The 15,687-nt window shown below is 67.7% G+C and carries 7 protein-coding genes and 1 tRNA gene; 4 read left to right on the top strand and 4 right to left on the bottom strand.

Features of this window, described 5'->3' with window-relative positions:
- Position 1: 1 nt before the first annotated feature.
- Positions 2-1,357, bottom strand: a complete 1,356-nt coding sequence (locus tag ACFWB0_RS22965) for a dipeptidase (protein WP_378492704.1) — start codon at positions 1,355-1,357, stop codon at positions 2-4.
- Positions 1,354-2,115 carry a TetR/AcrR family transcriptional regulator gene (locus ACFWB0_RS22960; RefSeq protein WP_378492703.1) on the bottom strand — a complete coding sequence of 254 codons (762 nt, stop codon included), beginning with the start codon at positions 2,113-2,115 and terminating at the stop codon, positions 1,354-1,356. The genes ACFWB0_RS22965 and ACFWB0_RS22960 overlap by 4 nt, the downstream gene beginning before the upstream one ends.
- A gap of 90 nt (positions 2,116-2,205) precedes the next feature.
- On the opposite strand from ACFWB0_RS22960, the gene ACFWB0_RS22955 reads away from it, so the two are divergent.
- The 3 genes from ACFWB0_RS22955 (at position 2,206) to ACFWB0_RS22945 (ending at position 4,831) form a co-directional block, all read left to right on the top strand.
- A complete protein-coding gene (locus ACFWB0_RS22955; protein ID WP_378492702.1) occupies positions 2,206-3,153 on the top strand; it encodes an ATP-binding cassette domain-containing protein in 948 nt (315 codons plus the stop codon).
- Entirely contained in the window at positions 3,150-3,938 is a 789-nt protein-coding gene (locus tag ACFWB0_RS22950; protein ID WP_378492701.1) for an ABC transporter permease, read from the top strand. The genes ACFWB0_RS22955 and ACFWB0_RS22950 overlap by 4 nt, the downstream gene beginning before the upstream one ends.
- Before the next feature lie 92 nt (positions 3,939-4,030).
- Positions 4,031-4,831, top strand: a complete 801-nt coding sequence (locus ACFWB0_RS22945; protein WP_378492700.1) for a TetR/AcrR family transcriptional regulator — start codon at positions 4,031-4,033, stop codon at positions 4,829-4,831.
- Between the two features lie 20 nt (positions 4,832-4,851).
- Here the strand turns inward: ACFWB0_RS22945 and ACFWB0_RS22940 are convergent, their stop codons facing one another.
- The gene (locus ACFWB0_RS22940) at positions 4,852-5,277 is read right to left on the bottom strand and encodes a holo-ACP synthase (protein WP_378492715.1); all 426 of its coding nucleotides are present in this window, start codon (positions 5,275-5,277) and stop codon (positions 4,852-4,854) included.
- 38 nt (positions 5,278-5,315) lie between these two features.
- Complete coding sequence (locus ACFWB0_RS22935) at positions 5,316-14,630, bottom strand: fatty acid synthase subunit beta domain-containing protein (protein ID WP_378492699.1); 9,315 nt, start codon at positions 14,628-14,630, stop codon at positions 5,316-5,318.
- Positions 14,631-15,554: 924 nt separating this feature from the next.
- Between ACFWB0_RS22935 and ACFWB0_RS22930 the strand changes: the two genes are divergently transcribed.
- A tRNA-Leu gene (locus ACFWB0_RS22930) sits at positions 15,555-15,641 on the top strand.
- Positions 15,642-15,687: the final 46 nt, after the last annotated feature.

Raw genomic sequence — 15,687 nt, 5'->3', positions numbered from 1 at the left:
CTCAGCGACCCAGAGTACTCAGCAATACAGCTTCCGCGACCGCGAGGTTCTCGATCTCGGACGGATCGACACTCTCGTTCGGTGCGTGGATGACGCAGCGGGGTTCCTCCACTCCGATCAGCGCGATCTCCGCCGACGGCACCGCACGCTGGAGTGCGGTGCACAGCGGGATCGACCCGCCCTGGCCGGCGGTGCCCACCTCACGTCCGTACGCGACTTCGAGCGCGGAGCGCAACGCGGTGTAGCCGGGGCCGTCGGTCACGGCGCGGAACGGTTCACCGACGGCCTCCCGCTCGATCCGCAGGTGGGCACCCCACGGCACACGCGCCTCGAGGTGCGCGACGAGCGCATCCTGCGCGGCGGTCGCGTCGACCCCGGGCGGCACTCGCAGGTTCAGGCGTGCCGACGCGCGCGGCACGATCGCGGCGGCCGAGCCGACGACCGGAGGTGCATCGATTCCGAGCACGGTGACGGCGGGTCGGGCCCAGACGGCGTCGGCGATCGCGCCGGAGGTCGGCAACGCGACCCCGTCGAGGACACCGGCGTCGGCACGGAATCTGTCCTCGGGATACGGCACGCCGTCCCACGTCGCGGTGGCGTCGAGACCGTCGACGATCGTGTTTCCGTCGGCGTCGCGCAAGGTGCCGAGCAGATGTACGAGGGCGGCGAGCGCGTCGGGCGCTCCCCCGCCGTACATGCCGGAATGTACTTCGCCCTTCAGCGTTTCGAGGTGGATGTCGACGTTCGCGATGCCGCGCAGTGTTGTGGTGAGAGTGGGTTTTCCCACCTCGGTGTTGCCGCTGTCGCCGATGATGATGAGGTCGGCGTGGAACAGCTCGGGGCGCTCGGCGACGAGGTGGTCGAGGCCCTCGCCGCCCATCTCCTCCGATCCTTCGATGACGATCCGCACACCCACCGGTAACGGTCCGTCTTCGAGGACCGCGCGCAACGCGAGCAGGTGCATCACGATGTTGCCCTTGCAGTCGGCGGCGCCGCGTCCGTACCAGCGGCCGTCACGTTCGGTGAGCGTGAACGGCGGGCTGTTCCAGAGGTCTTCGTTCCCCGGTGGTTGCACGTCGTAGTGGCTGTAGAGCAGGACGGTGGGTGCTCCGGGAGGGGCCGGGCTGTGCCCGACGACGGCGAGCGAGCCGTCGGAGGTCTCGATGAGTTCGACCTCCGCGATTCCGGCTGCGGCGAATGCGTCGCGCACCCAGGTCGCGGCTCCGACACATTCGTCGGCGGGGAACTGTCGCGGGTCGGCGACCGACCGGAAGGCGACCATGGTCGCGAGCTCGGTGCGTGCGGCAGGCATCGCTGCACTGACGCGGTCGCGCATGCGCTGGACGAATTCGGTCATCGGTCTTCCTTCGCGCGTCGGATGAGTACGTCGATTCCGTCGAGCAGCCGCTCGAGTCCGAATCGGAAATCCTGTTCGTGCCACGCCGCGGGGTCGTCGGTCTCGTCCTCGTCGGAATCGAATGCACCGGCGGCGACCGCGGCGAGGACAAACCTGTATTTCTCCGGGTCGAGGATGCGAGGCAACACCGAGGGGTAGTCGAGTCGGTCGTCCCCGACGGCGGACTCGAGTTCCCAGGAGAACCGTGCGCGGCTGATGACATACAGCGAGATCGTCATCGTAATTTGGACTTTCACCTCCTCGTCGAGAGAGGTGTCGGAGAGGGCGCCGAGACCCGCATCGAGCCAGCGCATGTTGTTGGGCCAGTACGGCGCTGTCCGGATCGGATGCTCGGTCAACCATTTGTACGCGCGCAGTCCGCGATACTCAGCGGTCGCCCAGATGTCGAGTCGCTGCCGCCAGGTGCCCTCGGAGGGCATCTCGGGAGGCAGTCCGAGTGCGCGATCCCAGGCGAGTTCGACGAGCTGATCCTTGCTGTCGACATAGCGGTAGAGCGACATCGTGGTGAAGCCGAGCTCCTTCGCGACCCGGCTCATCGAGAGGGCGTCGAACCCGTCGGCGTTCGCCACCGTGATCGCGGCGTCGAGAACCTGGTCGAGCGTGAGACCCCGACGTGGGCCCCTGGTGCCGGGGTCGCTCAATCCCCATGCCAGCTGCACATTGCGCGGCAGCTCGTCGTCGGGCGCGGAACTACTCATACTTCTCCGTCTGTCGGGGTCTTGCCGTCATCCTAAAACTGTGTACGCTATACACGTACATATATGGCATACACAGTTAAGGACGGTGACATGTCCTCTCCTCCTCCAGCCCTCCACGTGCGAACGCTGCGCAAAGCGTTCGGCTCGACGACCGTGCTCGACGGCATCGACCTACGGGTCGATACCGGATCCGTCTTCGCCCTCCTCGGCGCGAACGGCGCCGGGAAATCCACGACCGTGCGCATCCTCACGACACTGCTCCCGTACGACTCCGGCACCGTCGAAGTCGCGGGTCTCGCACTCCCCGCCCACGCCCGCACGGTCCGCGAACGCATCGCGCTCACCGGCCAGTACGCCGCGATCGACGACGTTCTGACGGGAACCGAGAACCTGCGCCTCGCCGCGCGACTAGCCCATCTTCCGTCGGCGACGATCGACAGCCGCGTCCGCGATCTGATCGAGCGTTTCGATCTCGGACACGTCGCCGACCGGCGGGCCGGCACCTACTCGGGAGGCACAACCCGCCGCCTCGACATCGCGATGAGCCTGGTCGCCTCGCCGCGCGTGTTGTTCCTCGACGAACCCACCACCGGCCTCGATCCCCGCAGCCGCCTCGTCATGTGGGAAGTGATCCGCGAACTCGCCGCCGACGGCGTCACCGTCTTCCTCACCACGCAATACCTCGAGGAGGCCGACCGCCTCGCCGATCGGGTCGCGGTCCTCGACGCCGGGCGCATCGTCGCCGAAGGTTCTCCCGACGAACTCAAGTCACTCGTACCCGGCGGGCACCTGGAGTTGCGCTTCGCCACCGAACCCGATCTCGCCCGCGCCGCGGCTGTCCTCGACGGCGACAGCGATCACGCCACTCTCACGCTCGAAGTCCCCACCGACGGCGATCTCCCCCACATCACCGCGCTGCTCAACCGCCTCGCCGACGAAGGCGTACCGGTCGAGAAGTTCGGTCTGCACTCCCCCACGCTCGACGACGTCTTCCTCACTCTCACCGGCACGAGCGATCGAAAGAAGGTCTCGCCGTGACACTCCCCGGAACTCTCACTCACCCGCTCGGCTACGTACCCCGCGACTATGCGGCAGTAACCGGAAGAAACCTGAGACGCATGCTTCGCAGCCCCGACGCGCTGCTGATGGGTCTCGCGCTCCCGGTCCTTCTACTCGTGCTCTTCGTCTACGTGTTCGGCGGCGCCATCGACACGGGCACCGACTATCTCAACTACGTCGTCCCCGGCATCGTGCTGCTGTCCGCATCGTTCGGTGCCGCACAGACCGCCGTCGCCGTGGCATCGGACATGCAGCGCGGCATCGTCGACCGGTTCCGATCCATGCCCATCGCACGCTCCGCCGTCCTCACCGGCCACGTCGTCGCAAGCCTGGCCCGCAATCTTGCCAGCACCGTCGTGGTGTTCGTGGTCGCCGCACTTATGGGGTTCCGGCCCGACGCCACCCTCGTCGAATGGGTCGCGGCCGCCGGGATCATCGCGCTGTTCGTCCTCGCGATCTCTGCGATCTCGGCGGCGCTGGGCATGCTCGCCGGAAATGAGGAGGCCGCAAGCGGCTTCACGTTCTTCCTGCTGTTCCTTCCGTATGTGAGCAGCGCATTCGTGCCACCGGAGACGATGCCGGCATGGCTGCGCGGATTCGCCGAACACCAACCGGTGACGCCGGTCATCGAAACGGTGCGCGGCCTGCTCACCGGCACCCCGGTCGGTGACTCCGCAGTCATCGCGGTGGGCTGGTGCGTGGTGTTCACCGCCATCGGGCTGGTCGCGGCAACGGCCCTGTTCCGTCGTCGAACCGCACGGTGAACCCGTCGCGGTACACCTCGGATCTCCGTTTGGTGACACCCACTTTCACACTCATGTTCGGCTTTCGCACACAGTGCCGCTAGCCTGGGCGCGTGGAGTCAGCAACGAACGGCCGCCGTGCCCCGCAACGGATCGACCCCGCACTCGAGGTCCAGGCGGAGCCGCAGGAACTCGTGCCCCGACGACGTCCGACGCAGGAACGCAGCCGGCGCAAGTTCGACGCGCTGCTGGCAGCCTCCCGCGACCTGCTCACCGAGGTCGGATTCGAATCGTTCACGTGTGAAGAGGTCGCGTCCCGCGCGGACGTGCCCATCGGCACGCTCTACCAGTTCTTCGCCAACAAGTATGTGATCGTCTGCGAACTGAATCGCCAGGACCTCGTCGGCGTCCAGAACGAACTCGCCACGTTCAACGGCAGGATCCCGTCGGTCGACTGGCTGCGGTTCCTCAACAACTTCGTCGACCACATGGCGGGTCTGTGGACCACCGATCCGTCACGGCGCGAGGTGTGGCTTGCGATGCAGTCCACCCCGTCGACGCGTGCCACCGGCGCGATCCACGAGAAGGAATTCGCCGAACAGGTCGCGCGAATGCTGGCGCCGCTCACCCCGGACACTCCGCGGGCGCGCCGCAAACTCATGGCCGAGGTGCTCGTCCACATCGTGTATTCGATGTTGAACTTCTCGGTACAGGACGATCAGACCCACGCTGAGGCCGTCGCCGAACTCAAACGGATCATGGTCGCGTATCTGCAGGTCGCCGAACAGGACTCACGATCCCAGGCGAAACGCCAGAAGCGACGCGAGGATTCCGAACGCGCACGCGCCGCTGTGTCCGACCGCGGCGGTTCCGAAACGAACCAGGCCGAGGAAGCGTCTGCTCCCTCGGCCTGATTCTCGTGTACTTCCCCGTGTTACCCGTCGTCCTCCCCGGACGACATCTCCTGTGCGGCGTTCTCCAGAACCACGAACGCGCCGGCCATATCGCCGTCATGGGTCAGCGACACATGAATCCGTCGGCCACCCAGATGCTCGGCGACCTCACGATGGAGCCGGATACTCGGCCGGCCCCACGCATCGGCCACCACCTCGATCTGCTGGTGGATCGTCTCCGGCAGCACCGGTGGGCTCCCGAACAACGACGCCGACCACGCCTTGATCACGGCCTCCTTCGCCGCCCAGCGGGCGGCGAAGTGCCGAGCAGGATCAGAGCTGCGGGTATTGGCGTCACGACGCTCACCCGGTGTGAAGTTCGCCAGCATCGTCGTGCCCGGTCGGCGCAACTGCTCTGCGAACTCGGGCACCGACACGAGGTCGAACCCGATACCCGCAACTCCCATCACTTTGCCGTGTTCCCTCGTCTACTCGGTTCCACGACCTACTTGCAGCCGGGCAGACCCGAGCGGTACACATCGCCGTCGCCGAGACGCGCGTCGTCGGTGAGCAGCACATCCGCTTCGAGCTGACGTGCGGCCGCGGCCGGAACCGAGTCGCCGCCGAAGCGACGATCCGCGGGACGCTCGTACAGTGCGGCGCCACCGGTCATCGCCGACGCCAGACGCCGCTTACCCGAAACCGTGCGTGCCGCAGCCTGCTCGAGGTACGCCTCACGACGATCGGCAGGCAGCGACTCGACGAACGCCTGCGGGTGCACCACCGCGATCAGACCGGAGACGTGACCGAAGCCGAGGCTGGTCAGCAGGCCTGCCTTCAGCGCGTACCGCTCACCGAAACGGATCGGCGTGCGCGCCCACACGAGGTGCTCGTACTCGGCCATCTTCTCGTCGACGCAGTCGAGGCTGCGGTTCGGCGGCACGACACCCTCGCTGAGCACCTGGCACAGGCCGACCAGCTGGAAGGCGGCTGCGCCACCCTTGGCGTGGCCGGTCAGCGACTTCTGCGACACCACGAACAGCGGGTTGCCCTCGCTGCGGCCCAACGACCCGGCCAGACGCTCGTGCAGTTCCGACTCGTTCGGGTCGTTCGCAGCGGTCGACGTGTCGTGCTTGGAGACCACCGCGATGTCGTCGGCAGTGACACCGAGCTTGCGCAGTTCCTTCGCCAGAGCCGACTCACGTCCGCCGCGGCCCGCACCGAGCGCACCGATACCGGGTGCCGGGATCGAAGTGTGGACTCCGTCCGCGAAGGAACTGGCGTATGCCACGACCCCGAGGACCGGAAGACCCATCTCCAGCGCGAGGTCACCGCGCGCCAGCAGGATGGTGCCGCCACCGGCCGACTCGACGAACCCGCCGCGACGGCGATCGTTGGCCCGCGAGAAGCGGCGATCGTCGATGCCCTTGGCGGTCATCTCGTCCGACTTCGCGGTGGCCGACATGTCGCCGAACCCGACGATGCCCTCGATACCGAGATCGTCGAAGCCACCGGCGACAACCAGATCCGCCTTGCCCAGCTTGATCTTGTCGACGCCCTCTTCGACCGACACCGCAGCCGTGGCGCACGCCGCGACCGGGTGCACCATCGCACCGTAACCACCGACATACGACTGGACGACGTGCGCTGCGATGACGTTCGGCAGGGCTTCCTGCAGGATGTCGTTCGCGCGGTTCTCGCCGAGCAGCGTGTCGATGTACAGCGACCTCATCGAGGTCATGCCGCCCATGCCGGTGCCCTGCGTGTTCGCCACCATCGACGGGTGCACCCAGCGCAGCAACTCCGACGGAGTGAAGCCACCGGTGAGGAACGCGTCGACCGTGGACACGATGTTCCACAGGCCCACCCGGTCCACCGCGTCCGCCATATCGGCGGGGATGCCCCAGCGGGTGACATCGAACCCGGTCGGGATCTGGCCACCGACCGTGCGAGTCAGCTTCACCTTGCGCGGCACGCGGATCTCGGTGCCCGCCTTGCGGGTGACCGTCCAGTCGCCGGATTCGGCGTCGACCGCCGCGACCGTGTTCTCCGGATCGGAGTCGACGAACGCGCGTGCCTCTGCCTCGGACCCGACCACGAAGGACAGATCCTTGTCGAGGAACACCGAGGTCATCAGCGGGGCCGTGTTGTCGACCATCGCGCCGTCGTCGGCGTAGCGGCGGATGCCGCAGCGCTCGACCACTGCATCGTGGTACCGGTCGGCGATCTCCGACTCGGGCACCAGTTCACCGGACTCGACGTCGTAGAAGCCGGGCTTGGGTTCGTTCTCCCACTCGACCAGACCCGTCACCCACGCCAGTTCGAGCACACCGGCAGCCGACAGTTCTTCGTCGACCTCCATCTCGAAGCGGGTACGCGACGAACCGTACGGGCCGAGCTCGCCGGCACCGACGATGACCACGAGGTCTGCCGGATCCGCGGTGACCTGGCTCCACTCGGGAGTCGGGATCGCGTCGAGACGCGGAGCCGCGGGCAGCGCCGCAATGGTCGCGGAGTCGTCCTCGTCCTGCTCGTCCGCGGCATCGGCCGCATCCTGGGCCTGCTTCGCGAGGGCAGGCAGATCGACGTCCACCTCGGAGAGTCCACCGGTCAGGTCCGCGACCAGCGGGGCGTCCTTCGCGAGGCGCTTGGCCTCCGGTCCGACCAGCTTCAGCAGCTCGGTTGCCATCTCGGGCGTCGACCACGTACGCACACCGGCAGCCTCGACGGCCTCGACCAGCGGGTCATTGCCGCCCATCAGCCCGGTGCCGCGCACCCAGCCGATCAGGGCGTGCGCAAGCGTGACGCGCTCGGCCCATACACGCTCGGCACTCCAGCGGTTGATGATCGCGTCGAGCGCGGCCTTCGCCTCGCCGTATGCGCCGTCGCCGCCGAACTTGCCGCGGTTGGGCGAGCCCGGAAGCACGACGTGGAGGTGCGTATCGACGTCGTTGTCTGCACCGATGCCGGACAGGCCGGCGATCAGCCGCTCGACCGACCAGAGCAGAACACGCATCTCCATCTCGGCGCGAGCACCGGCGTCGGCGAGCGACCCGACCACGCGGGGCGCAGCGAACGGGAACAGCAGCGTCGGGGTCAGCGCATCCTTGATGAGCTTCTTCGCGCCGCCCGCGTTCTCCACGGTCTCGGTGCCGAGCCACTCGATGAGCGCATCGACATCGGAGTAGGACGCCATGTTCGCGGGCACAACCCACAGGGCCGCACCAGCGCGAGCGTGGCTCGCATACAGATCCTTGTAGAACCCGACACGCTTCGAATCGAGACGTGAGGTCGTGACGACCACCGTCGCTCCGCCCGCCAGCAGCTTGCCCGCGACCGCGGCACCGATACCACCCTTGCTGGCACCCGTGACCACGGCGACCTCGCCGGCGTACTCGGCGTCGCCGGTGTTCTCGGCGGCTGCCGCGATACGGCCGTAGGTCTCGGCGAGCACAGTGCGACCGGAGTCGGCGGCCTTCGTCTTCCAGAAGGCAGCGTGCGCGGCGACCGTGCGGCCGGCACCCTCGAACCGCTCGACCTCGATCACGTCGGCCGGCTCGGCGAGCCACAGACGAGCCAGATCCTCACGTGCCGTGGCCCAGCGATCGTCGATCAACACGGCCTTGCGTGCGTCGAACGCCGGAGCGACCAGACGCGGCCAATCGGACCCGAGTTCCGCCGAGACGAGGTCGACGAGCTCGTCGTCGGCCTTGTCCGCAAACCCGGACACCTGCTCGTTCAGGCCCAGCTGCTCGAGTACCAGGCGAGCGGCGCTGGCGAGCACACCGTCGCGGCCGGTGATCTGCTCGGTGAACTCACCGAGAGCCGCAGCATCGACCGTTGCTCCCCCGCCGCCACCGGCGGACGGCATCGACACAGTGATTCCGCGACGCGAACCGACCGACTGCACAGCGGCATCGATGAGAGTGTCGACCGCGGCGGTATCGCCGAGAGCGCCCTGCGACAGGCCCCCCAGGTCGCCGCCGCGGATGGACGATCCGTCGCGGCTGCCGAGAGCCACCTCGGCCGTCACGTGCTGGGTCCAGCCTTCGCCCAGACCCCACACCTTGGTGACACGGTCCGCGACGTAGCCGGGGCGCTTGCCCGACGGCCCGAACACCTTGCGCAGGTGGTCGTTGATCGACTCGGACAGCACCGGGCCGAATGGGCGGTAGGTGCGGGCCAAACGGTCGACCGTGCCTGCCAGCGCACCCATGTCGGCGTCGGCGGCACCGTCGATCGCGCCGAGCGACAGCTCGGAACCGAGGTCGACGAGCAGCTGGTTACGACGCGACGACACACCGTCGCACAGTGCCTCGATCGTGTCGGCAGGGCCGATCTGATCGGGACGCAGCTTCGTCCACAGCGCAATGAGCACCTTCGTGGCGTCGGCTGCCTTGAATGCGATGTCATCCGGGGTCGGGCCACCGGTCGGTGCTGCCGGAGCAGCAACCGGAACCGCAGCGGCAGCCGGAGCTGCTTCGGCGGTCGGAGCCGCGGGCTCGTCGTCCTCGACAGGAGCCGGATCCACATCGGTCGAGTACACGACCGACGCTTCACGCTCGATGTTCAGCACCTCGACCGGCTGACCGAAACGACCCGGCAGCTTGAGGGTCTGCGACGCGAGGTTCGCGACGGTCGGGGCGGCACCGAGGCCGACCTCGACGAAGCGCTCCACACCCAGACCGCCGTCTGCCTCGTCGGCGAACAGCAGGTCCTGCGTCTCGATCCAGCGGACCGGCGACGCGAACTGCCACGCGAGAAGCTCCGCGAGCACCACGCGGGTCAGCGCGACCGGCTTCGCGGCCCACGCATCGAAATCCGCGAGGACATCGACGAGGGGCTGCGACGGCACCAGATCGGCGATCTCCTGGATGAACTCACGACCCAGGTTGAACGGCTTGGGTACCAGGTTCGGGATGTAACGGCCGATGAGGATGTTCGGATCGATCTCCTCGGGCAGCAGATTCAGCAGCCGCTCGCGGAAGTCGTCCACGCCGCCGCGCAGGACGGTCGAGTGGAACGGCACATCGATGCCCGGAACCAGAATGAATGCGCGCTTGCCGCCGAACTCGGCAACCTTGCGCTCGATGACGGTCTCGAGAGCTTCGAGGCCCGCCACCGTGCCGGCGATCGCGTACTGCGAACCGCGCAGATTCAGGTTGACGATCTCCAGGAACTCGTCGGCCTCGGCAGCGACCTCGGCGATGAAGTCCTGCAGGTCCTCGTCCGCGACACCGAACTGCGACGGCCGGATCGCGGCCATACGGAAGTTCGAGCGGCCCTGCTCGTCACGCGGCACGAGTGCGTGCATCGCCGAGCCACGCTGGAAGACGACCTCGAGGACCGCCTCGAGCGGGAGCACACCGGCGACCGCGGCAAGAGCGTTGTACTCACCGACCGAGTGACCGGCCAGCAGCGAACCCTCGACGAACGCACCGGCCTCGCGGAGTTCCGCGATCTGCGCGACACCGAGCGTCGCCATCGCCACCTGGGTGAACTGGGTCAGGTGCAGGACACCGTCCGGATGCTTGTGGGTGACACCGCGGGCCTTGAGGACCGTCGGGTTGTCGCGCACCACAGCGAGGATCGAGAAGCCGAGCGCCTCGCGGGTGTGCTTGTCGGCGCGCTCCCAGATCTCGCGGGCAGCCTTGCTGCGGGCACGGGCGTCCAGACCCATGCCGGGGCGCTGGATCCCCTGGCCCGGGAACGCATAGATGGTCTTCGGGGCGGCGATACGGCCCGTCGCGACCATGACCAGGTCACCGTCGACGCGGCAGCCCACCTCGACGATCTCGGCGCCGCGATCGGCTGCGATGCGGTCGACGCGCACGTCGATCTTCGCGCCGGGACGAACCATGCCGAGGAAGCGCGTGGTCCACGCGGTGATCCGGCGGACCGGCAGCTTCGCGTCGGTCTCGATGGCCGCAACCACCTGCTGCGCCGCGGCCGACAGCCACATGCCGTGGACGATCGGGCTACCCAGACCTGCCAGCAGCGCAGCGTTGTCGGACGTGTGGATCGGGTTGTGGTCGCCCGACACGCGAGCAAACGCGCTCATGTCGGTCGGGGCGACGATCACGGCATCACGGCGACGGCGACGCGGGGTCTCGATGACGTCGTCACTCAGCGAACCACCAGCGCGGACCGGATCGGCCAACTCGGCGGTGCCGCTGCGGCCGCGGATCGCGAAACGCTCGATCAGGGTCGCGACCGTGTTGTCGCCCGAACCGTCACCGCTGTCGGCGGAGATGGTCACGTGGACCTCGACGACACGACCCAGATCGGCGTCGGCGACACTCTCGACCTGCGCCTTGACACCCAGGATCGACGGATCCGTGGACAGACCGTTCTTCACGTCGATCGCGTGGTCGAGGTGGACGAGATCGAGCATGCCCTCGATGACCGACAGGTTCTCGTCGGTGCGGGCAGCGCCCAGCGCGGCGAACACAGCCGGCCAGCAGGCACCCACGAGGACATCGGGCACACCGTTGATGCTCGGGCTCAGGTTCTCGGGCAGACCGGCGCCGGTGATACCGGCGTGGTCGGCGATCTTCTCCGGCAACCAGCCGAGCGTGATGCGCGCGGCGCCCTTCTTGACGGTGGGCAGATCCTGGCCGGCGGCCACACCGAGCAGCGCCGACATGGCGGCGTCGGCGTCGGCCTCGGTGATGACCGGTGCGCCACCGGTGCTGACCGACGCGGGCACGGTGATGCGGATCTCGACGGCGCGGTCACCCGTCAGGGGCACCCGCAGGCCGACGTGCTCGTCGTCGAGGACGGTGAGGGTCGCGCCGGTGGGAGCGTGCGCGGCGGCAGTCTCCGACTCGAGAGCCCACTCGTCGAGGTCGCCGAGGCGATCGATGGGATTGCGGGTCTGGCGGCCGGCCCACGCGACGTCGGGCGACGACAGAACAGCGTCGAGCAGACCGCTCGCGACGTCACGGTGCACACCGCTCGCGACGTCACGGTGACGACGAGCGACCACCGGGGTGGGCTCGACACCGGACTCGACAAGCTCGTCGACCGTGGCCTTCTCGAAACGGTCGAGCAGCTCACCGACCGGCTCGTCGACGCGGGTGATGCCCGCGACAGCGACGGTGCCGGGGATGACGCAGACCTGATCGGCGGTGTAGCGCGGATCGTGCGCCTGCCACAGCGAATCGGAACGCCACCAGCGACGCACGTCCTGGTCGACCACCGGCACGAAGTTCACCGGCTTACCGGGGGTCTTGCAGAGGGAGACGAAGAACGGGACGTCCGCCGGGTGCAGGACGACGTCGCCGGCATCGGTGTACTGCGCCGCGAGCGACTTCAGAGCCGCGTACGGGCGCTCGAGCACCGCATCCTCGTCGAACAGTGTCGGGATGGGACCGCGGTCCACGGGGTGCAGACGGGCCTCGGCACGCTGCAGCATCTCGCGGAAACGCTCACGCCACGACACATCCAGCCACGGGCTGACATGCGCATCGGCGACGACGTCACCGAGGTCGCTTCCGCAATCGAACTCGGTCGCGCAATCGGAACCGACGGCGAGCTCGAGGTAGCGGGACAGCCACTGCAGGTAGGTCATCTCGGCAACATCACCGAAGTACGGCTTCGCGGTGATGTCGAGTGCGGCGACGATCTCGTCGCGGCGCGCGGACACGGCCTCGGCGTCGCCCGCGACCTCGTCGAGGAGACGGCCCGTGCGCGACGCCGCGTTGTCGATCTCGTGGATGTCGGCACCGAGCTGGCTGCGGCCCGACGCCATGCCACCGTTCGCGGTGCCCGCGCCGACCCAGTCGGGAGTACCGGGGGTGTCGACGAGCAGCTGCTTGACCTCGGGGGCCGTGGTGGCCTCGAGGGCCGCCATCGCGGCGGTACCGACCAGGATGCCGTCGAGCGGCATCGCCGGGAAACCGTACTCGGTCGACCAGCGGCCCGTCAGGTAATCGGCGGCCTTCTCCGGCGTACCGATACCGCCACCGACGCACAGCACCAGGTTCGAGCGGGTGCGCAGCTCGGCGTAGGTGTCGAGGAGCAGGTCGTCCAGGTCTTCCCACGAGTGGTGGCCACCGGCGCGGCCGCCCTCGATGTGGGCGATGATCGGGTAGCTCGGAACCTCGTTCGCAATGCGGATCACCGAACGGATCTGCGCGACCGTGCCCGGCTTGAATGCGACGTGCTCGATACCGGCGTCACGCAGATCGGAGATGATCTGCACGGCCTCCTCGAGCTCGGGGATACCCGCGGTGACGACGACGCCGTCGAACGGCGCACCCGCCGCACGGGCCTTGGGCACGAGACGCTTTCCGCCCACGTGCAGCTTCCACAGGTACGGGTCGAGGAACATCGAGTTGAACTGCGCGGCGCGGCCCGGCTCGAGAAGCTCCGTCAGCTCTGCGACGTTGTCGGCGAAGATCTGCTCGGTGACCTGGCCACCGCCGGCGAGCTCGGCCCAGTGACCCGCATTCGCAGCCGCTGCGACGATCTTCGGGTCGACGGTAGTCGGCGTCATGCCTGCCAGCAGGATCGGCGAACGACCCGTCAGACGGGTGAAGGACGTCTCGACACCGATGCGGCCGTCGGGCAGCGCCACCGGCTTCGGGGCGAACTCCGACCACGGCTGCGGCACCTCGGGCTCCGCGCCCGGGGTCAGAAGGTTGCGCTGGCCACCGCGGGTCGCGGCAGCGATGATTCCGACGCCCTGACCACGCAGGCCGGACTGGGTGAGGCGGGTGAGCAGCTCGCCCGGGCCCAGATCGAGAATCCAGGACGCACCGGACGCGACCGCGCCGTCGACCTGCTCGACCCAGTCGACCGGGGTGACAAGGATTGCCTGCGCGAGCGTGCGGGCCAGAGCCTCGTCCAGACCGCAGCGCGACGCCCAGTCTGCGACCTGCTCGACAGCGTCCGCGAAGGCGGGGTGGTGGAAGCCGACCTCGGCCGGAACAGGCTCGAAGACGGGCGCGAACACGGCGCCGCCACGCTTCTTGGAGTCACGCTCACGGGTCTCGGTCGCGGAGATCTGCTCGCAACGCTGCTGCACACGCTCGAGTGCGGCCGGCGTGCCCGACAGTACGACGCGGCGACGGCCGTTGCGGATGGCGACAACGGCGCTGCGCTCGGGATCCTGGCCCTCGAACACCTCGGCGACGATGGCGCTCAGACGCTCCGCGTCGACACCCGACACCGCGAGCATCGGGAACTTACCGGCACCGGCGATCAGCCCGCGACGACGGCCGACGAGCGAGGCAGCGGCACCGATGAGCTGGGCGATTGCGAGGATCTCGGCGTCCTTGCGGCCACCGGCAGCAACGGCCTCGACGGCGAGAACGCCCTGCGAGTGGCCGATGACGGCGCTCGGGGCGTGGGTTGCAACGTCGAGACCCTGGTTCGCGAGTGCGCGCAGCGCAGCGATCTGGGTGAGGAAGACACCGGGCTTGGACACCGCAGCGGAGGTGAGGGTCGCTTCGGACGGGCCGGCTGCGGGAGTCTCGTCCTCGTCGTTCACGAGCTCCTGCTCGAGAATCCATGCGATGGGGTCGAACCCGGCCGGGCGCACGACCATGAGGTCGCCGGCAACAGGAGCGAGGTGTGCGGCCGCAGCGTTGACCAGTTCGGTCAGGACCGGCTCGAGGCCGTTGTCGCGGCTGAGCTCTTCGAGGGAACTGAGCCAGGGCGCACCCTGACCGCCGAAGGCGAGCGCGTAGGGCTCACCCGCGAGAAGCTTGTCGACCAGTGCACCGTTCGGGGCGATTGCCGCCCGCCGGCCGGCGCGTCGTGATGCCTTCGAGTTCCGTCCGTTGTCGCCTGGTGTGGTCTCGTCGATCGTCACGAGTGTGGTTCCTCTCCTGAACACCCCTGCTCGAGGCATTTCGTGTTGCAGCGCTGCCCGCGCCGGTGTGTTGCATGGACTGGTGTTCTGCTCTTACGGGCACGCCAAGGTTCGCACAAAATCATGAGGAGTTCCTCATGTTTCGTTCCTGCCGGATTGCCGCGCGAACCCCCCACCAGTGATGTCACTCACACGGTCACGAAAAGTGACCGACGGGTAACTCGAATTCGCCCAGGCTGCGCCGATGCGTGGACGTCCATGAACCCGAGGAGGCCTCACGTTTTATTGTTATTGAATCGTTACCTCTTGACGGCGTAGCGCGGCCGTGCGTTACCGCCGCCGGAACGTGTCGGACCCTCCCGCTAGGTTTTGCGGTGCTCGAACATTCATTCGACAAGGGGGCAATATGAGCAGGGCGGTCAAGTACACGAAGGAAATGCTCGAAGAAGCGGTACAGGCATCCGCAAGCGTCGCCGGCGTTCTCCGATACTTCGGTCTGAGAGTCGACGGTGGCACGCATACGCACATCAGCAGACGTATCAAGAGGCTTGGAATCGATACGTCGCATTTCACAGGTAGGGACTCCCAAAAAGGGAAGCCACCACGAAATCGCCTCGAGTGGTCCGAAATACTCACGCTCAAGGCAGTTGGATCGAACCGCCAGGCGCCGAAACGCTTGCGCCGCGCTCTGCTCGAGTCCGGGCGGCAACACAAGTGTGAAGGATGCGGGATGGACCCGGTTTGGTGTGGGGATCCATTGATCTTCCACGTCGACCACGTCGATGGAAATCCACACGACTCCCGCCCTGAGAACGTTCGCTTCCTGTGCCCCAACTGCCACAGCCAGACGCCGACCTGGGGCGGAAGGCGACGCTTCCGCTTCAACTCGGATCCGTCCGGGTCATGACGTATCGTGTCCGTGACGCGCGAGTGGCGGAATTGGGATACGCACCAGGTTTAGGTCCTGGCGCCCTTACGGGTATGGGGGTTCGAGTCCCCCCTCGCGCACCACGGAGCAGTTCATCATTGCCCTGAAGCGGAAGTGTGGCTCCGAGCC

The organism is Rhodococcus sp. NPDC060086 (assembly GCF_042730275.1).
Classification (GTDB): Bacteria; Actinomycetota; Actinomycetes; order Mycobacteriales; family Mycobacteriaceae; genus Rhodococcus.
Note: the sequence above shows the minus strand (reverse complement) of the source record. Positions and strands in the feature narration are given on the sequence as shown.